Source organism: Roseovarius autotrophicus (assembly GCF_018069895.1).
GTDB lineage: Bacteria > Pseudomonadota > Alphaproteobacteria > Rhodobacterales > Rhodobacteraceae > Roseovarius > Roseovarius autotrophicus.
In genome coordinates, this window is the sequence record NZ_JAGQDH010000013.1 from 13,992 (window position 1) to 31,301 (window position 17,310).

The 17,310-nt window shown below is 67.1% G+C and carries 15 protein-coding genes, 1 tRNA gene and 1 riboswitch; of the genes, 4 read left to right on the plus strand and 12 right to left on the minus strand.

All coding sequences use genetic code 11. From position 1 onward, the window contains the following. Window positions 1-36: 36 nt before the first annotated feature. A complete protein-coding gene (putA, locus tag KAK09_RS13045; protein ID WP_210879382.1) occupies window positions 37-3,468 on the minus strand; it encodes a bifunctional proline dehydrogenase/L-glutamate gamma-semialdehyde dehydrogenase PutA in 3,432 nt (1,143 codons plus the stop codon). 102 nt (window positions 3,469-3,570) lie between these two features. Here putA and KAK09_RS13050 point away from each other — a divergent pair, with 102 nt between their 5' ends. After that, window positions 3,571-4,050 carry an Lrp/AsnC family transcriptional regulator gene (locus KAK09_RS13050; RefSeq protein WP_336244455.1) on the plus strand — a complete coding sequence of 160 codons (480 nt, stop codon included), beginning with the start codon at window positions 3,571-3,573 and terminating at the stop codon, window positions 4,048-4,050. Window positions 4,051-4,094: 44 nt separating this feature from the next. Further along, window positions 4,095-4,180: transfer RNA gene (locus KAK09_RS13055), tRNA-Leu, on the plus strand. Window positions 4,181-4,217: 37 nt separating this feature from the next. Here KAK09_RS13055 and KAK09_RS13060 read toward each other — a convergent pair. The 11 genes from KAK09_RS13060 to KAK09_RS13110 all read right to left on the minus strand — a co-directional run bounded on the left by KAK09_RS13060 (window position 4,218) and on the right by KAK09_RS13110 (window position 14,268). Further along, window positions 4,218-5,651 (minus strand): S1C family serine protease, encoded by a 1,434-nt coding sequence (locus tag KAK09_RS13060; RefSeq protein WP_210879384.1) that lies wholly within the window; start codon window positions 5,649-5,651, stop codon window positions 4,218-4,220. 111 nt (window positions 5,652-5,762) lie between these two features. Next, a complete protein-coding gene (locus KAK09_RS13065; protein WP_210879385.1) occupies window positions 5,763-6,806 on the minus strand; it encodes a patatin-like phospholipase family protein in 1,044 nt (347 codons plus the stop codon). Between the two features lie 87 nt (window positions 6,807-6,893). Then, window positions 6,894-7,871, minus strand: coding sequence for a TonB family protein (locus KAK09_RS13070; protein WP_210879386.1), 978 nt, complete (start codon window positions 7,869-7,871; stop codon window positions 6,894-6,896). After that, the gene (locus KAK09_RS13075; RefSeq protein ID WP_210879387.1) at window positions 7,868-8,251 is read right to left on the minus strand and encodes an ExbD/TolR family protein; all 384 of its coding nucleotides are present in this window, start codon (window positions 8,249-8,251) and stop codon (window positions 7,868-7,870) included. The genes KAK09_RS13070 and KAK09_RS13075 overlap by 4 nt, the downstream gene beginning before the upstream one ends. Before the next feature lie 4 nt (window positions 8,252-8,255). Then, complete coding sequence (locus tag KAK09_RS13080) at window positions 8,256-8,633, minus strand: ExbD/TolR family protein (RefSeq protein ID WP_210879388.1); 378 nt, start codon at window positions 8,631-8,633, stop codon at window positions 8,256-8,258. Then, window positions 8,630-9,259 (minus strand): MotA/TolQ/ExbB proton channel family protein, encoded by a 630-nt coding sequence (locus KAK09_RS13085; RefSeq protein WP_210879389.1) that lies wholly within the window; start codon window positions 9,257-9,259, stop codon window positions 8,630-8,632. Before KAK09_RS13085 ends, KAK09_RS13080 begins: the two co-directional genes overlap by 4 nt. Then, complete coding sequence (locus KAK09_RS13090) at window positions 9,252-9,914, minus strand: adenosylcobinamide amidohydrolase (protein ID WP_336244456.1); 663 nt, start codon at window positions 9,912-9,914, stop codon at window positions 9,252-9,254. The genes KAK09_RS13085 and KAK09_RS13090 overlap by 8 nt, the downstream gene beginning before the upstream one ends. After that, window positions 9,911-10,669: an ABC transporter ATP-binding protein gene (locus tag KAK09_RS13095; RefSeq protein ID WP_210879390.1), complete on the minus strand. Its 759-nt coding sequence runs from the start codon at window positions 10,667-10,669 to the stop codon at window positions 9,911-9,913. Before KAK09_RS13095 ends, KAK09_RS13090 begins: the two co-directional genes overlap by 4 nt. Beyond that, window positions 10,666-11,649, minus strand: coding sequence for a FecCD family ABC transporter permease (locus tag KAK09_RS13100; RefSeq protein WP_210879391.1), 984 nt, complete (start codon window positions 11,647-11,649; stop codon window positions 10,666-10,668). The genes KAK09_RS13095 and KAK09_RS13100 overlap by 4 nt, the downstream gene beginning before the upstream one ends. Beyond that, entirely contained in the window at window positions 11,646-12,413 is a 768-nt protein-coding gene (locus KAK09_RS13105) for an ABC transporter substrate-binding protein (RefSeq protein WP_210879392.1), read from the minus strand. Before KAK09_RS13105 ends, KAK09_RS13100 begins: the two co-directional genes overlap by 4 nt. Window positions 12,414-12,459: 46 nt before the next feature. Further along, window positions 12,460-14,268 carry a TonB-dependent receptor plug domain-containing protein gene (locus tag KAK09_RS13110; protein ID WP_210879393.1) on the minus strand — a complete coding sequence of 603 codons (1,809 nt, stop codon included), beginning with the start codon at window positions 14,266-14,268 and terminating at the stop codon, window positions 12,460-12,462. A gap of 136 nt (window positions 14,269-14,404) precedes the next feature. Then, window positions 14,405-14,613: riboswitch (cobalamin riboswitch) on the minus strand. Between the two features lie 99 nt (window positions 14,614-14,712). Between KAK09_RS13110 and KAK09_RS13115 the strand changes: the two genes are divergently transcribed. Both KAK09_RS13115 and KAK09_RS13120 read left to right on the plus strand, forming a co-directional pair. Then, a complete protein-coding gene (locus tag KAK09_RS13115; protein ID WP_210879394.1) occupies window positions 14,713-15,384 on the plus strand; it encodes an NnrU family protein in 672 nt (223 codons plus the stop codon). Window positions 15,385-15,465: 81 nt separating this feature from the next. Further along, a complete protein-coding gene (locus tag KAK09_RS13120; RefSeq protein WP_210879395.1) occupies window positions 15,466-17,262 on the plus strand; it encodes an ABC transporter transmembrane domain-containing protein in 1,797 nt (598 codons plus the stop codon). Window positions 17,263-17,310 lie beyond the last annotated feature (48 nt).

The window sequence follows — 17,310 nt, forward strand, 5'->3', positions numbered from 1 at the left end:
AAAGCTAGCGCGCTTTCGCCCCACCGGAAAGCATGATCAGCCCATGCCGCCCAAAAGCGCCGCGTTGCCGCCTGCTGCAGTGGTATCGACGCAGACATGCCGCTCGTGCAGCGCGTGGCCGGTGTCGGGCAACCCGGTGATCAGCGGCAGGATCGGGCCTGCGCGGCGCGCGAGCGCGTCGGCCAACGCGCGCGCCTCGGTCTCGTCGCCCCACCAGATTGCGCCCGAGAGCCCGCCCATGGTGACAAGCGCCTCCGGGTCCACCCGGCCCGTAACGGCAACAGCCACGCCGCCAAGCGCCTCGACCGCCCGTTTCTGCGCCATGGCCGCCACTTCCCCCGGCCCAAGACAGAGCAGAGCGGGGCGGACATGGGTGGTGAGACGGTTCGACTCGCCCGTCGGCCCCGGCAGCACCAGCGCCGCGCGCGGCGCGTGACCGGCGGCATTGGCGGCATCGAGCGCCTTTTGCGCCGCTTGCGCCGACATGGCTTCGGTCCATTTCACGCCCTGTTCCGGCGCGGCGCGCGCGGTAAAGCGGGTGAGGTAATGCGGCCCGCCCGCCTTGGGTCCGGTGCCCGACATGCCCTCGCCGCCGAACGGCTGGCTGCCGACAATCGCCCCGATCTGGTTGCGGTTGACATAGATGTTGCCCGCCTGCACCGCCTCGGTCACGTGCTGCACGCGGTCGTCGATCCGCGTCATCAGGCCAAAGGTCAGGCCGTAGCCGGTGGCGTTGATCGCCCCGATCACCCGGTCGAGATCGCGCGCCTTGAACGTGGCGAGATGCAGCACGGGGCCGAAAATCTCGCGCTCGATCTCGCCGATGCCGCCAACCTTGATCAGCGTGGGGGCAATATAGGTGCCCGCATTGGGGGTCTTCAACTCATGCACAAGGCGGCCCTCGGCGCGGGCCTGCTGGATATGCGCGGCAATGCCTGAGCGCGCCTCCTCGTCGATCACCGGGCCGCAATCGGTGCTCAGATGCCAGGGATTGCCAACGGTGAGCGCGTCCATCGCCCCGGTGAGCATCTCGGTGAGATGCGGCGCGATATCTTCCTGCACATAGAGGCAGCGCAGCGCCGAACAGCGTTGCCCGGCGGATTGGAACGCCGATTCCACGATGGCTTGCACCGCCTGTTCCGGGAGCGCGGTGCTGTCCACGATCATTGCGTTCATACCGCCGGTTTCCGCGATGAGCGGCGCGCCGGGCGCGAGGTTCTTGACCATCGCCGCGCGGATTTTCAACGCCGTTTCGGTCGAGCCGGTAAAGGCCACGCCGCCGACGCGCGCGTCAGAAGTGAGCATCGCCCCCACATCGCCCGCGCCGGGCAGCAGTTGCAGCGCAGTGGCGGGCACGCCCGCGCGGTGCAGGAGGGCAACGGCCAGATGCGCGATCAGCGGGGTCTGTTCCGCCGGTTTCGACAGCACCGCGTTGCCAGCCGCCAGCGCCGCCGCGATCTGGCCGCTAAAGATGGCCAGCGGAAAGTTCCACGGCGATATGCAGGTAAATGTGCCCACGGGGGCCGCCTCGGGCGCATGGGCGGCGTAATAGCGCAGGAAATCCACCGCCTCGCGCAACTCCGCCACCGCGTCGGGGATGGATTTTCCGGCCTCGCGGGTGAGGATTGCGAAAATCTCGCCGTAATTTTCCTCATAGAGATCGGCGGCGCGGTTGAGGATCGCGGCCCGCTCCTTGGCGGGGGCGTTCCACGGTGCGGCGGCGGCAAGCGCGGTTTCCACATCGGATTTAGACGCCCAGGCCACGGTGCCGGGGCAATCGGCGGGATCGGCGGGGTTCTCGACCGCCTCCGGCGCCAGTGGTTGCGCCTTGCCCGCAAGCAGCGGCGCGGCTTCCCAGCGGTGCTCGGCAAAGGGCGCGCGCGCCGCCTCGATCGCGTCAAGCGTCGGCAGATGGCGCAGGTCAAAGCCGCGCGAATTGGGGCGCTCCGGCTGGAACAGCTCCGGTCCCCTGGGCAGATGCGGCGCGGGATCGTTCACCGCCTCGAACGGATCGCGGGCAACCTGCTCCGGGGCTACGTCCTTATCGACGATCTGGTTGACAAAACTGGAATTGGCGCCGTTTTCCAGCAGACGCCGCACCAGATAGGCCAAGAGGTCGCGATGCGCGCCCACCGGCGCATAGATGCGGCAGCGCGTGCCCTCGGCCTTGAGGATGATGTCATGCAGCGCCTCGCCCATGCCATGCAGGCGCTGGAATTCGAAGGCGCGCTTGTCGGCGGCCATGTCAAGGATCGCGGCGGCGGTATGGGCGTTGTGGGTGGCGAATTGCGGATAGATGCGGTCCGTCATCGACAGCAGTTTGCGCGCATTGGCGATATAGCTGATGTCGGTCGCGGGTTTCGAGGTAAAGACCGGAAATCCGTCGATCCCCGCCACCTGTGCGCGCTTGATCTCGGTGTCCCAATAGGCGCCCTTGACCAGCCGCACCATGATGCGGCGGTCAAACCGGGTGGCCAGATCATAAAGGAAATCAATAACATGGCTGGCGCGTTGGCCATAGGCCTGCACCACCACGCCAAACCCGTCCCAGCCCGCCAGCGCAGGTTCCGCCAGCACCGTCTCGATCACATCAAGCGACAGCGACAGCCGGTCGGCCTCTTCCGCGTCGATATTGAGGCCCATCTTGGCCGATTTCGCCAAGAGCGCGAGTGAGCGCAGGCGCGGCACCAGCACGCGCATCACCTCATCGCGTTGCGCCACCTCATAGCGCGGATGCAGCGCCGAGAGTTTCACGGAAATGCCGGGGTTGCTGCGGATGTCGGCATGGGTGCAGGCCTTGGCAATCGCGGTAATGGCCCGCGAATAGCTCAGGTGATAGCGGGTCGCGTCGCCGTCGGTGCGCGCCGCCTCGCCCAGCATGTCGTAGGAATAGGTATAGCCCTTCTTTTCCATCCCCGCTGCACGGTCCATGGCACCCTGAATCGTCTCGCCCAGCACGAACTGGCGGCCCATTTCCTTCATCGCGCGGCCCACGGCGGTGCGGATCACCGGCTCGCCCAGCCGCTTGATCGCGGCGCGCAGATGGCCCACCGGGCCGGGGGCCTCGTCCTTGAGCACGCGCCCCGTGAGCATCAAGGCCCAGGTAGAGGCATTGACCAGCGGCGAGGTGGAATGGCCCATATGCCTGCCCCAGTCCGAGGGCGCGATCTTGTCCTCGATCAACGCGTCGATCGTGTCGGCGTCGGGCACCCGCAACAGCGCCTCTGCCAGACACATGAGCGCTACGCCCTCATCGGTCGAGAGGCCGTATTCGGCCAGAAACACCTCCATCAGGCCGGGGCTTGATTGCCCGCGGATGGCGCGCACCAGATCAGCGCCGCGCGCGCAGATCCGCGCCCGATCCCCCTCGGAGAGGTCGGCAGCGGCGGTCAGACGCGCCAGCGTTTCCGCCTCGTCCGCATAGGTGGCAAACTCGATGGCGCGGCGGATATCGGTGTCGTATGGCATGAAAACCCCCAATGTATCTGGCACATGATAGCACTGGTTGCGTGGTGACATTTCCTGTTTGATATGCAATTAACAGGCGATCTGTTCAATCAGGGGGAAAAAGTGAGCCAAAATGATTTTTCCGACCTCGATCGCTTCGACCGGGCGATTCTACGGGTTCTGGCGGGAGACGGGCGGATCAGTGTGACCGATCTGGCGCGCGAGATTGGCTTGTCGAAATCGCCCACGCAGGCGCGGCTGCGGCGGCTGGAGCGGGACGGGGTCATTACCGGCTATCGCGCGCTGTTCGATCCGATCCGGCTGGGGCTCGATCATGTGAGCTTTGTCGAGGTGCGGCTGCACGACACGCGCGAGGCGGCGCTTGCGGCCTTCAACGCGGCGGTGGCGAAGATCCCCGAGATCGAGCAGGCGCATCTGATTGCCGGGAATTTCGACTACCTGCTCAAGGTGCGCACGCAGAACATGGCCGATTACCGCCGCGTGCTGGCCGAACAGATCTCGACCCTGCCGCATGTGTCCAACACCTCGACCTATGTGGCGATGCAGGCGGTGAAGGAAAATGCGCTTGGCGATGTGATCTGAGCCGGCTTTACACCGGGGCGGCAGCGGCTATTCTCCGCCCCCATGCCCGCGTGGTGGAATGGTAGACACAGGAGACTTAAAATCTCCAGACCGGACGGTCGTGCGAGTTCGAGTCTCGCCGCGGGCACCACAGCCGCAGGTAAGCTGTCACTGGTCGAAAATCGCGCTTACTGGCACTCGACGAATACGGTGAACCGGGATGCTACCATGGCCAGATCAACCGGATCGACCGTTTCGTTGGTCAAGTTGAGCAAGGGCTCTATTCCGTTCTGGCTGAGGAACAGTTTCGCGATCTCACCGCGAATGGCAAAGTTGACGTTCTGCGGGAGATCTCCGAGCGTGCTCGCAACCTTGACGGCATCCAGTTTTGCGACCACGACACCGACCACGCTTCCGTCGGGTCCAAGGAGGGGGCCTCCGGAATTGCCGGATTGAATGGGGGCCGTGATCTGCATCGTGGTGGCGTCATTGTTGACCCCCCGAAGCGACGAGACAGAACCGCGTGTCACGTTCACGCCGCCAAGAAGCCCGGCATACGGATAGCCGATCGCCGTCACATCGGAATTCAATCTGGCGGACGAGATCGCGAAACGGGCGACGATCGAAGGCGGTGTTCCGTGAGTTTGCAACAAGGCCAGGTCGAAATCGTCCGACTTCTCGAAAAGCGTCGCCTTTTCACCGTTGACGAGAATGTTCCTGCAACCGCGAACCACATGGGCGTTTGTCAGCAGAAAGCCCTCTTCCGACACCCAGAAGCCTGATCCCGCAGAACCGGCCCCGTCATCACGGTCATGGTCCGGAGTTGGTGTGCTGACCGCGTCGGCGGTCTGTTGGCCCTCATCTATCAGACCGGCAAGTGCCGTGACCGCCTGTTCGAGGAGGCCATTTTTCGTGAACATGATGTTCCGGGCCTGCCCGACCTGAATGCTCGACGCGACCGCGCCAAGAAGGTTGGCATCGCGTGGCTGTGCCGAAAGCATGACCGTTGACCATGCGTTGTCGATAAAGTTCGAGCGGGTGTAGAGAAGGGATCCGTCACGGGCCTTGGCCGAGGTAACGGCAAAATTCGTCTTGCGGACGGTGTAGGTGTTTTCGCTGCCTGTGTTGAACTTCTCGGTGTAGTCGTGCAGCGCCTGTGCCGTGCTTTTCGTGTGAATGCCCACCGAGATTGCAAGACTGCTTGTCGAATGCCGGAGATTCACGAAATGATCCGAAGGCGGATCATTCACCAGGCTGTCTTGCGGAACAAGTAGAGACAGCCCCAACGCATCGAAATATTCGATCGCCCAACCATCCTCGAGCATGCGCTCGAACAGGGAAAATGCCAGCATTGCCAGATGCCAGTCCTCGGTTTCGGCGCGGAATTCGGCGCGGGAATACCGCTCGAGTGCGGATTGGCTGATCGGCCCCCAGGCGCCATCCAACAACCCCTGGTAATGGCCCTCGAAGGCCAGCGCGGCCTGCAGAAAACGCTTGTCGTCATGCGTGAGCAAGGAAGCGTCGAAACTTCTGAAAAGAGAGGTGTAATCCTGTGCGGATGCCGGCGGCGCACGATCAATCGTCAACAAGAAACAGACTGCCAGACTGATCAGAAATCGCATCGCGCCACCCCGTTCATCGTCGAAACAGTGTCACACAGAGGCCCCCCGCGCAATCATGAGCGCGATAGAGGGCACGATTTGTTCCCTGCCTCTGGTGCCGTGGGCACCATCCTAGCCCTGATGCTCCGCCCCTATGCCCTGAAACATGGCGCGCAGATCGACGGTGCTTTCCTCGCCGATCCGGTCGAAACAGCGGTCGATCCACCCGGCGGCGGTCTCGCGGCCGATATCGCGCAACCGGGTGAGAAAGGCCCATTCCACGTTCATCTTCGAGGATGCCCCCATTGCCCTTATCGTCGCCTCGTTCTCGATCAGGTGGACCTTGACGGGACGATAGTGCCCAGGCGAGAGCTTGCCCTGCTCGATCAGGCGATCGACGAAATCGATCGCGCGCAACTCCTTGAGAAGACTCGCGTTGAAGCTGATCTCGTTCATTCGGTTCTGGATATCCTGCGCGGTGCGTGGTGCGCCCTTGCGCTCGATCGGGTTGATCTGGATGACCACGATATCGTCGGTTCCGGTCTTTCCATAGAACGGGAAGAGTGCCGGATTGCCCATGTAGCCGCCATCCCAATAGGGCACGCCATCGATCTCCACCGCGTGATAGAGATGTGGCAGGCAGGCTGAGGCCATGACCATGTCCACCGTCAGTTCCTCGCGTGGGAACACCTTGACACGGCCGGTTTCGACATTGGTGGCCGAGACGAACAGCTCGAAGGCGGTGCAGCGCCGCACCATATCGAAGTCGATGCTCTCGGCCACCAGGTCGCGCAGCGGATTGATGTTGAGCGGGTTGAGCTGATAGGGCGAGGCCACCCCGGTGAGCGCATTCATGAAGTGGTAGAACGGGTTGTTCTCAAGCCCCCAGTTGCCGGTGATCCGGTCCACGGGTGTCCGTTGCAGGGGCGTATGGCGGACGCTCTCGCTCATCGAACGCCAGAACGCGTCGAGGGCGGCGCGCGCGCCGTCGGGGCCGGCGCGGGTCATGCCATCGGCGAGCGCCACCGCGTTCATTGCGCCGGCTGACGTGCCCGAGACCCCGGCGATCTTCAACCGCCCGTCTTCGAGAAGGTAATCGAGCACGCCCCAGGTGAACGCCCCATGTGCGCCACCGCCTTGCAGCGCGAGATTGACGGGTTTCTGCTTCATGGCCATGGCTCTCTCCTCGGTGGGGATAGGCTTAGCGCGATTCATCCACGGGATGTAGGGGGAATGGCGCCCCGTAACGTCACGCCCTCGTGTTCAGCGGGCAAAGGCCACGGGCAGGGTAAAGCGGTGCTGTGTTCCCGGCAGGCGGTCGGGCTTGGCGGGCAGGCGTGCGCGGCGCACCGCCGCGAGCGCCGCCGCATCGAGCCGGGGATCGCCCGAGGAGCGGCTGACCGCGACCGCCAGAAGCCGCCCGTCGCCGCCCACGTCGAGCACGAGATGCACGGTGCCTTGGGCGCGCGTGCCTGACGGATAGCGTTTCTGCCGCTCGATCCGCGACCGGATCGCGCCGCCCCATTGTCCCATGAGGCTGGTGCGGGTTGCGCTGTCGAGCCGCGCCGGGGCGTGGCTCTGCGCGGCTCCGCCCGCTTCTTGCCCTCCGGTGCCGCGCGCGGTCTGTGCGGCGCGCGGGGGGGCGGGTCTGGACGGTTTTTGGGCGGCTTTCTCTGTCGGGCGCGCGCCGGGATGCGGGGGGGCGGGGGCCTCTGCGGTGCGGCGGTCGATTTCGGGCAGGGTGGCGGTTCGCGGCGGTTCGGGCGCTTCGGGGCGCGGTGCGTTTGGTGATGCGCGCTCCGGGGTCGCGGGGCGCGCGGGGGATGCCTCGGCGGTCCAGGGCGGCAGGTGTGTGGGCGCGCGGTCCGAGAGGGCGGGCGCGGGCAGCGGCAGGGGGCCGGTTTCGACGCGGGGCAGGGCGGGGGTGTCGCTTGCCGGTGGCTGTTCGGGCGCGGGCGCGCGGGTGGGGGTATCGGCGGGGCGGAGGGCGGCGGGCAGCGCCACGGGATGCGTCTCGGCCTCGGTTAGGGTTTGCGGGGTTGGCGCGTGGTGCTGCACTTCGAACGGGCGCTCCCATGCCGCTACGAGCGCGGCCATTTGCGGGGCTGCGGCGGCGAGCGTCACCGTCTCGGCCCCGCCCTCGCCACCCGCGCCGCCGCCCTCGGGCGCGGCAGACCAGATACCCGCATGAACCGCTGCTGCCAGCGCCACGAAACCCGCGAATTCCAGTCCCCGGATCATTTCGCCCCCGTCACGATCTCGACCCGCGTCACCCCGCGCGCGGCCAGTTCCGGCAGAAGCCGCGCCAGCACGCGCGCCTCAAGCCGCGTATCGGCGCGGATGTGCAGGGCTGCGTCCGGCGTGGCGCGCGCCGCAAGCGCACCCAGCACCGCGTCGCCCCGCGCCGCGTTGAAGGCAAGCCGCCCCTCGGCGTCCATGTAAAGCGTGTCGGCGGGGGCCGCGCGGTCACCCGCGCCGCTTTCGGGCAGGATCACGTCAAAGGGGGCGGAGGGCGTGATCTGCGCGCTCATCAGAAAGAAGATCAGCAGCAGGAACACCACGTTGATCATCGGCACGATCGGTTCCAGCGGGCGGCGGCGGCGGGGCGTGGCAAACTCCATCGACCTAGTCCACCACCACGAGGCGCATGACGCCAGCGGCGCGCAGGGCGTCGCTCACCTCGATGAGCTGTTGCAGCGACACACCTTCGGCGGGGCGCAGCACGACGATATCCTCGGGCGTCTCCATCAGGGGGGTGAGCGCGCCCGCCAGCGCATCGAGCGGCAGCGCGCGCCCGTTGAGTGCGACGCCGCCTTCGGTGATCGCCACAAGGCGTGGCGGGCCGTCATAGGCGACGGCCCCCCCGCCCGTGGCCATGGGCAGGCTCAGGTCATGGCCGAAGCGCGCGGCCAGCATGAAGAACACCAGAAGCAGGAACACCACGTCGATCATCGGCGTGAGGCTCGGGCGGCGCGTCGCGCGGGAAGGGCCAAAGCTGATCATTCCGCCCCTCTCGCCGTGAAGATGCGGGTGGCGGCGTCCTCCATGTCGGCCTGCACACGGTCGGCCACGCTCTCGAACCATGTCAGCGCCGCCGAGGCGGGGATCGCTACCGCCATGCCTGCGGCGGTGGTCAAAAGCGCCTCCCAGATGCCGCCGGCAAGCACCGACGGATCGGCGCTGTTGCCGCTGGTCTGAAGCGCCTGAAACGCTGCGATCATGCCCAGAACCGTGCCCAGAAGCCCGATGAGCGGCGCGATGGTGGCGATCAGTTCGAGCGCGCGCAGCCCGATGCGGGCCTCGCCCAGAAGCAGCTTGGCCACGCGCGTCGTCTCCTCGCGGGCCTGCGCCTCGGACCAATGTGCGGCAATGCGCGCCTCCATCGCCGCGAGCGCGAGGCGCGCGCGCAAGCTACGGCGCGGGCGCAGGAGCGCCATCGCCTCTGTGCCCTGCCCATGCTGCCAGAGCGCGACCGCGCGTCCGGTCACGGCCCCCGACCACGCGCCGGTGAGCATGAGCCGCCAGAGCTTCCACAGGATCAGCGCCAGCGTCAGCACCGAGAGCACGGCGATCACCCAGAGCGCGGGGCCGCCCCGGTCAAGAAAGGCGAAAAGCGTGGTTTCATCCATGGCGGGCCTCCCGTGCCGCGTCGCTGGATTGCCAGAGCGCGATGCCGCGCGTCACCGCGTCACGCACGGCGCGGCCCAGGGCCTCGCCCAAGGCGGTGTGCAGCCCGGCATAGCGAGTGGCCCCTTCGGGCGCGGCGAGCGCGACGCAATCGGTGCCGGTGCCGGTGACGGGGCCGGTGGACAGGCACAGACCGGATTGCATCAGCGCGGCGGTGCGCGCCTGTGTGGCGATGCTGAGCGCCTCGATGCGCGCGCCCTCGGTCAGGCCCTCGGAAAGCTGCACGGCGATGTTGATCGTGCCCCAGCCATGGCTTGCGGGTGGCAGGCGGGTGCCCACCGACTCGGCGTTCGACAGGCCCACCGTGGCCACGGCGCGGGCGCGGATGCCCGCCACTTCGGTGTGCGCCTCGCAGACCTGCGCGATGTTGCAGGAGGTGAGGAAACAGACCGCATCGGATGTGCCCCGCGCGGCCAGTTCCCGTGTCAGCCATGCCTCGACATCGAGACCCTCGGGCAGATCGGCATTGCGCACCTCGCGCCACAGGATGCGGCGCGCGCGCACAAGACCGGGGCGGTTCACGGCCCAACTGAGCACCGGCATTTCGGCCCCGAGATCGAGGGTAAGCCAGGGATGATCGTGACGAAGCGCGCTCAACGGATCACCTCCAGCGGCTGGAACACCGGGCCTTGCGGCGTGGTGGCGTAATGGGCGGTGACGTGGAAGATACGGGCGAGATTGTCGGGTGTCAGGACCGCCTCTGGCGGGCCGTCGGCGGCCACGCCGTCCTCACCCAGCAGAATGAGTCGCGTGCAATGGCGCGCCGCCAGTCCCAGATCGTGCAGCGAGGCAAGCACCGCGCGCCCCTCGCCCGCCAGCCGTGCGAAGACCGCCATGGTGGCGATCTGATTGGCCGGGTCGAGACCGGCAATCGGCTCGTCGGCCATCAAGAGGGGCGTGTCCTGCGCCAGCGCGCGGGCGATGAGCGCCATCGCCTGCTCGCCCCCGGAAAGGCGCGTGGCGGTGCGGCGGCGCAGGCCCTCCAGCCCCATCGTGGCAAGTGCGCGGTCAACATGCGCGCGGTCGGTCCCGCGTAGCCCTTGCCAGCCCGCCAGATGTGGTGTGCGGCCCAGTGCCACAAGCGTCTCGACGCTGACCGGCCAGGCGATGTCGCGCGCCTGCGGCATCCAGGCCGCCTTGCGCCCGCGTGCCTCGGGGGGCAGCGCGGCAAGGCTGCTTCTTCCCTCATGCGGTAGCAAGCCAAGCGCCGCGCGCATGAGCGTGGTCTTGCCTGCGCCATTGGGGCCGATGAGGCCGACAAATTCGCCCTCCGCCACGTCGAGCGTGACGTTTGACAGGATCGGGCGGCCACGCAGGCGCACCGAGAGATCGCGGAGGCAAAGCAGCGTCATGCCTGCGCCCCCCGCGTCTTGTAGATCAGGTGCAAAAACAGCGGCGCGCCGACAATGGCCGTAAGCACGCCCAGTTTCAGGTCGCGCTCGGGCAGGATCAGGCGCACGGCCAGATCCGCCGCCAGCAACATCGCCGCGCCGCCAAGCGCGGAGGCCCAGAGCAGGCGCGAGGGCCGCGCGCCGACAAGGGGCCGCAGCAGATGCGGCACGACAAGACCGACAAAGCCGATCGCCCCCGCCACCGCCACCGCCGCGCCGACCATCGCCGCCGTGCCCAGAACAAGGCTGAGGCGCAGGCGCGCAAGGCGCAGCCCCATCGCCTCGGCCGCGTCCTCGCCCAGCGTGAGCGCGTCAAGCCCGCGCCCGAGGCTCAAAAGCGCCGCGCCGCCCCCAAGCATGAGCGGCAGCGCCAGCCAGACATGGGTCATCGAGCGGTCGGCGAGCGAACCCATCATCCAGAACACGATTTCCGAGGCGGCATAGGGGTTGGGCGAGAGGTTGAGCACCAGCGAGGTAAGCGCCCCCGCCAGCGCCGATATGGCGATGCCCGCAAGGATCAGCGTGATCGCCCCGCCGCGCGGCCCGGCGAGCATGAGGATCAGCAGAACGCCCGTGCCCGCGCCCGCGAGTGCGGCAAGCGGCAGCGCGAGGCTGAGCGTGGCGGCAAGACCGGTATGGATCGCCAGCACCGCGCCAAGCGCCGCGCTTCCCGACACGCCGATAAGCCCCGGCTCGGCCAGAGGGTTGCGCAGATAGCCCTGCATCGCCGCGCCAGAAAGGCCGAGGCTTGCCCCGATCATCAGGCCAAGAAGGGCGCGGGGCAGGCGGATTTCGCGCATGACCAGCGGGACCGGACCATCGCCGCCGGTGACAAGCGCGCGCAGCCCCTCGACAGCATTGATGCCCGCAGGGCCGATGACCAGCGATGCGAGGAAGAGCGCGGCCACGAGCACGCCAAGGCCAAGAGCGAGCGGTTTCATTTCAGCCCCTCCCGCGCGCGGGCCACGGTGGCGACTGCACCCAGCACATGCGGCGTGCCGCAAATCCAGTCGGGCGAGGTGATGCGCAAACCGGCGGTGCTGGCGGCGAGCCGCTCGAGCGAGGGATGCGCCATCACATCCTCCGAGCGCGAGGCACCGGGCAGGGCCTCTGCGCGGATGAGCAGGTCCGGCGCTGCCATCACCAGTTGTTCCAGCGCCAGCGTGCCGCCGCCCGTTTGCCCCAGATCGCGCGCCACATTGCCGAAACCGCCCGCGCGCAGGATGTCATCGGCCAGCGTGCCGCCGCCGAGGCTGTAGCCGTTGGGATGATAGAGCGCGGCGCGCCGTCCGCTCTCGGGTGCATCGAGCGTGGCGAGACGCATGTCGAAATCGGCGATGAGCGCCGCACCTTCGGCGTCGCGCCCCAGCACGCGGGCCATCTGCGCGATGCGGTCGCGCGTGTCGGTCAGCGATGTGGCGGTGTCGAACAATTCCACCCGCAGCCCCACCCGGCGCAGCATGTTCACGGTTGCGCGCGCGGAATAGCGCCCCGCCAGCACCAGATCGGGCTTGAGCAGATAGATTTCTTCGGCCCGGCCATGATTGGCGGGAAAGGCGCGCGCCTCTTGTGCCATGGCGGAACTGTGCGGATCGGCGGCCAGCCGCGAGACCGACACAAGCTGACCAGGGGCGGCCAGCATCATCGCCAGTTGATCGGTGCACAGGTTGATCGACACAACACGGGAAGGGGCCGTATCGGCCATGGCAGCGGCCCCCGCGAGTGCGAGGGCCGCCCCGAGCGATATGAGCCTAGAAAGACGCACGCAGCCCCACAAAGCCCGCGCGGCCAGAGGTGTTGAACCCGCCTGCGGTCTCGTAATCCTCGTCAAAGAGGTTCTCGACCCGCAGGAAGGCTGTGACCCGGTCGGTCAGCGCGTAATTGGCGTTGACGTGAAAGAGCGTGTAATCGTCCACCTTGTTGATCGCGGGCGCGAAGGCCGACGGCTCGATATCCGCGACATGCTGCAGGGTGAATTGCGCGTCGATCCGGGGCGTGATCTGCGCGCCAAGCCCGAGCGCGAAATCATGGCGCGGCACACGCGCGGCGCGGGCGTTGTTCTGGTCGGCATCGGTATAGGTATAGGCGGCGTCGAGTGTGAGAAACGCGTTGATCGCCACCTGTCCAGACAGCTCCAGGCCCCTGGCATCGAAATCGCCGGTCTCGAAACAGCCGAAACCGCTCGGGCAGCGGGTCGAATTGCCGTCAAAGAAGATCTGGTCGTCGATTTCCGTGTAGAACAGCGTGGCGCGCAGGAATCCGCCGTCAAACTGCTTTTCCACGCCCAGATCGTAGCTGAGGCTGGTTTCGGGCTGGAAATCCGGATCGCCGAAGAACGGGTTGAGTTGCGTGAGCGTCGGCGCGCGGAACCCGTCCGAGACCGAGGCGCGCACGATGAGATCGGGCCGCGCCCGCCACGAAAGCGCCGCGCGCGACGACAGTTCCGAAGAAAATTCCGAATGATCGTCATTGCGGACCGAAAACGCCAGATCGAGCGTATCCGTGGGCGCAAGGAGCAGTTCCGCCTGCACGCCCACGATGTCGATGGTCTGGGTCAGGTCTTCCTCCTCGGTGTAGTCGGCCCCGAAGTTGAGCGACCAGATCCCGCCCGTATCGTAGCTGCCGCGATAGTCCACGCGCCGCCGTTCGCCCTTGAAGGGGCTGGCCACACCGTTGGAGTTGCTCACGCGGTCGCTCTCGAACCAGCTCAACGCAATCTCATGGCTGACCGGCCCGGTCACAAGCTCGACAAAGCCGCGCAGGCCCATGGCTTCGGTCTTGTTGACCTCGTCGAAGGGGGGGGCGCCGTCGCCGCCGAACTCGTCGAACTCGGCGCGGCTGTCGATATAGAGCGCCGAGAGGCCGGCGGCGAAGGTGTCGGTGATCTGGTGGCGGAAGTAGAGATTGGCCTGGCTCGATTCGAACCCGTCCTTTTCGGTGCCGAAGGCGGAGGCGGAGAAGCCGTCGCTCTCGGTGCGGCTGTAGCTGAAGGCCAGATCGGTGCGCGCGGTGCGCGCGGTCAGGCCAAGCACGCCGCGCCGGAAATCGAAGCTGCCCGCCTCCACTTCGGCAAAGCCGTGCACGCCGTCCTCGGTCGGGCGCAGGCTTTCGATATTGATGACACCGGCCACGGCATTCTGGCCGAAGCGCGCCGATTGCGAGCCCTTGAGCACCTCGATCCGGCCAAGCCCCGCATTGGTCAGCCCGCCGAAGTCGAAGCCGCCGCCGCTCGAGGCCGGGTCGGTGACGTCGATGCCGTCGATGAAGACCGGCACATAAGCCCCGCCAAGGCCACGGATGCGCACCGTCGAAGTGGTGCCGAGCGGGCCGTTGGCCGAGGCGGAAATCCCCGGCTGGAAGGTCAGGAAATCGCCAAGTCGCGCGCGCGGCGCGGCCTGCACCTCGGCCTCGGTGATGATTTCAACCGTGGAGCCGCTGCGCTCGAGCGCGGTTGCGGTCTGGTTGGCGATGACCGTGATGGTGTCGAGGTCGAACGCCTCTTGGGCGACGGCGGGGGCCGTCGCGAGAGCGCAAAGCGCGCAGGTTGCGATATGTTTCATCTGTCTGTCCCCCAATGCCGGATCGCGGCACGGTTTCCTTGCGTGTCGGTCATTGGAAAGGACATCTCCTCTCCGCAGACGGTGAAAGCGCCACCACTACGGAAAAGACCGTTATCCACGGCGCGCCCCGCGCCCGGACAGGGTGATCACTTCGGCAGGTCTCCTGACTTGCGGGTCATCGCTTGACCGGGCCTTCCCACGCCTGCTGGCGCAGTGGCATGTGCCGGTCTCGCTCGCCGCCTACAGTTGCGGGGGCAGTTGCGGAATTGATCCAGATCGCGGATCGCACCGAATTCCCTTTTCACCGGCGCCCGAAGGCCCCGGACCGAAGCAGCCCCGCGATACGCGCCGCGCGGGATTCGCGCAAGGGGAAATCGGCCTTGCGTGGTCAGTTCTGCGCGCGCTATTCCCTGACCAGATCACAGGTCGCGAAGGGGTAGGGGCGTGGGCTGGTCCGAATATATCCTTGCATTTGCGGTGTTTTTCCTCAGCCATTCACTGCCGTTGCGCCCGTCGGTCAAGACCGCGCTGGTGGCGCGGCTGGGGCGGCGGGGCTTCGGGGTGGCGTATTCGGCGCTGTCGCTTGGGGTGCTTTACTGGCTCATCGTGGCGGCGGGGCGCGCGCCTTATGTGCCGCTCTGGGAGCGGGTCGGCTGGCAGGGGCATGTGACTCTTGCCGTGATGCTTGGCGTTTGTCTGCTGGTCGCGCTGGCGGTGGGGCGGCCCAATCCCTTCTCCTTCGGTGGGCGCGAGGGGGCGGGCTATGATCCTGAACGCCCCGGTCTCATCCGTTATACGCGCCATCCCCTGCTTTTGGCGCTGGCGCTCTGGGCGCTGGCGCATCTGCCGCCCAACGGCGATCTGGCGCATGTGGTGCTGTTCGGGCTTTTCGCCGGGTTCGCCTTGCTGGGCCACCGGATCGTGGACCGCCGCCGCAAGCGCCTGATGGGCGCGGACTGGGCGCGGCTTGAGGCGCTGCGCCGCGCCGCGCCACTCTGGCCGCCGCACCCCGCCGCATGGCCCGCCACGGCGGCGCGCCTCGCGCTTGGTCTTGCGGGCTTCGCCCTGCTGATCGCGCTTCATCCGCTGGTGATCGGCGTCGCGCCCCTGCCCTGAGCGCCTGCGACCAATCGGAGCACTTGACCCCAAGCGCCGCACTCGCCAAGAACTCGGGACGAACGGGACGGGAGAGACAGAATGGTGCGCAGGGCCGAGAACGGGGCCGATCTGCTGGATCGTGAGAAATCGAGGCGCGTCGGCGCGCTGGCCGAGCTGTGGCCGTTTCTGCGCCCTTATCGCCTGCTTCTGGCGGCTGCGACGGCGGCACTGGTGCTGACCGCCGCCGTGGCGCTGATGTTGCCGCTGGCGGTGCGCCGGGTGGTGGACAATTTCAGCGCCGAGGATGGTGCGCTGCTCGATCAGTATTTCGGTGCGGCCCTGTTGATTGCGGCCCTTCTGGCGCTGGGCACCGGCGCGCGTTATCTGCTGGTCAGCCGCCTGGGCGAGCGCGTGGTGGCAGACATTCGCAAGGCCGTATTCGACCGCGTGATCGGCATGAGCCCGACGTTTTTCGAGCGCCTCATGACCGGCGAGGTGCTGAGCCGGATCACCACCGACACCACGCTGATCCTGTCGGTCATCGGTTCGTCCATCTCCATCGCGCTGCGCAACCTGCTCTTGTTCGCGGGCGGCATGGTCCTGATGCTTCTGACCTCGGCCAAACTTACGGGGCTGGTGTTGTTGATCGTGCCGCTGGTGGTCGTGCCGATTCTGACGCTGGGGCGGCGGATGCGGGTGCTGAGCCGCGAGAATCAGGACTGGATCGCGCAAAGCTCGGGCAACGCCTCCGAGGCGCTCTTGTCGGTGCAGACGGTGCAGGCGTTCACCCATGAGGGTGCAAGCCGCGCGCAATTCGCCGATGTGACCGAGAAAAGCCATGACGCCGCGCGCCGCCGGGTCAATACCCGCGCGCTGATGACGGTGATCGTCATTTTCCTTGTGTTTACCGGCATTGTCGGCGTGCTCTGGATCGGCGCGCGTGATGTGCGGGCGGGCGAGATGAGCGCGGGCAGCCTCGTGCAGTTCGTCATCTATGCGGTGATGGTGGCGGGCGCCGTGGCGGCGCTGTCGGAAATCTGGGGCGAGTTGCAGCGCGCGGCGGGCGCGACCGAGCGGCTGGTGGAGTTGTTGCAGGCCGACGACCCGGTCAGGGACCCGGTGACGCCCTTGCCCGTGCCGCGCCCCGCGCGCGGCGAGATCGGCTTTGACGCGGTGCGCTTTGCCTATCCGGCGCGGCCCGAGATTCCGGCGCTCGACGACTTCACCCTGACGATCCGGCCAGGCGAGACGGTGGCGCTGGTCGGCCCCTCGGGCGCGGGCAAGACCAGCGTCATCCAGCTGATCCAGCGCTTTTACGATCCCGATGCGGGGCGGATCACGCTCGACGGCGTGGCGCTTTCCGACATGGCGCGCCACGAGTTTCGCCGCGAGATCGCGCTGGTGCCGCAGGATCCGGTGATCTTCGCCACCTCGGCGCGCGAGAACATCCGCTTTGGCCGTCTCGACGCCACGGAGGCGGAGATCGAGGCCGCCGCTCGCGCCGCCAATGCGCATGACTTCATCGCCGCCCTGCCGCAGGGCTATGATACCTTCGTGGGCGAGCGCGGCGTGATGCTCTCGGGTGGCCAGAAACAGCGCATCGCCATTGCCCGCGCGATCCTTCGTGACGCGGCTGTGCTCTTGCTGGATGAGGCGACATCGGCGCTTGACGCGGAGAGCGAGCGCGCGGTGCAGCGCGCGGTCGAGGCGATGGCGCGCACCCGCACCACAATCATCGTGGCGCACCGGCTGGCCACGGTGAAAAAGGCCGACCGGATCGTGGTGATGGATCAGGGCCGGATCGTGGCGCAGGGCACCCATGACAGCCTTGTCGCCGAGAACGGGCTTTATGCACGTCTTGCGCGGCTGCAATTCACCGATGGCGAGGCGGCGTGACGCGGCCATTCGTCCCTTGCCGCGCCGCCGCAATTTTGGGATAACGCA

Bases quoted from the DNA above. Each gene is read 5' to 3' on its own strand.
- KAK09_RS13060 (WP_210879384.1), bottom strand. From the start codon at position 5,651: ATGCGATTTCTGATCAGTCTGGCAGTCTGTTTCTTGTTGACGATTGAT.
- KAK09_RS13065 (WP_210879385.1), bottom strand. From the start codon at position 6,806: ATGGCCATGAAGCAGAAACCCGTCAATCTCGCGCTGCAAGGCGGTGGC.
- KAK09_RS13100 (WP_210879391.1), bottom strand. From the start codon at position 11,649: ATGAAACCGCTCGCTCTTGGCCTTGGCGTGCTCGTGGCCGCGCTCTTC.
- KAK09_RS13105 (WP_210879392.1), bottom strand. From the start codon at position 12,413: ATGGCCGATACGGCCCCTTCCCGTGTTGTGTCGATCAACCTGTGCACC.
- KAK09_RS13085 (WP_210879389.1), bottom strand. From the start codon at position 9,259: ATGGATGAAACCACGCTTTTCGCCTTTCTTGACCGGGGCGGCCCCGCG.
- putA (WP_210879382.1), bottom strand. From the start codon at position 3,468: ATGCCATACGACACCGATATCCGCCGCGCCATCGAGTTTGCCACCTAT.
- KAK09_RS13095 (WP_210879390.1), bottom strand. From the start codon at position 10,669: ATGACGCTGCTTTGCCTCCGCGATCTCTCGGTGCGCCTGCGTGGCCGC.
- KAK09_RS13075 (WP_210879387.1), bottom strand. From the start codon at position 8,251: ATGGAGTTTGCCACGCCCCGCCGCCGCCGCCCGCTGGAACCGATCGTG.
- KAK09_RS13080 (WP_210879388.1), bottom strand. From the start codon at position 8,633: ATGATCAGCTTTGGCCCTTCCCGCGCGACGCGCCGCCCGAGCCTCACG.
- KAK09_RS13120 (WP_210879395.1), top strand. From the start codon at position 15,466: ATGGTGCGCAGGGCCGAGAACGGGGCCGATCTGCTGGATCGTGAGAAA.
- KAK09_RS13070 (WP_210879386.1), bottom strand. From the start codon at position 7,871: ATGATCCGGGGACTGGAATTCGCGGGTTTCGTGGCGCTGGCAGCAGCG.
- KAK09_RS13110 (WP_210879393.1), bottom strand. From the start codon at position 14,268: ATGAAACATATCGCAACCTGCGCGCTTTGCGCTCTCGCGACGGCCCCC.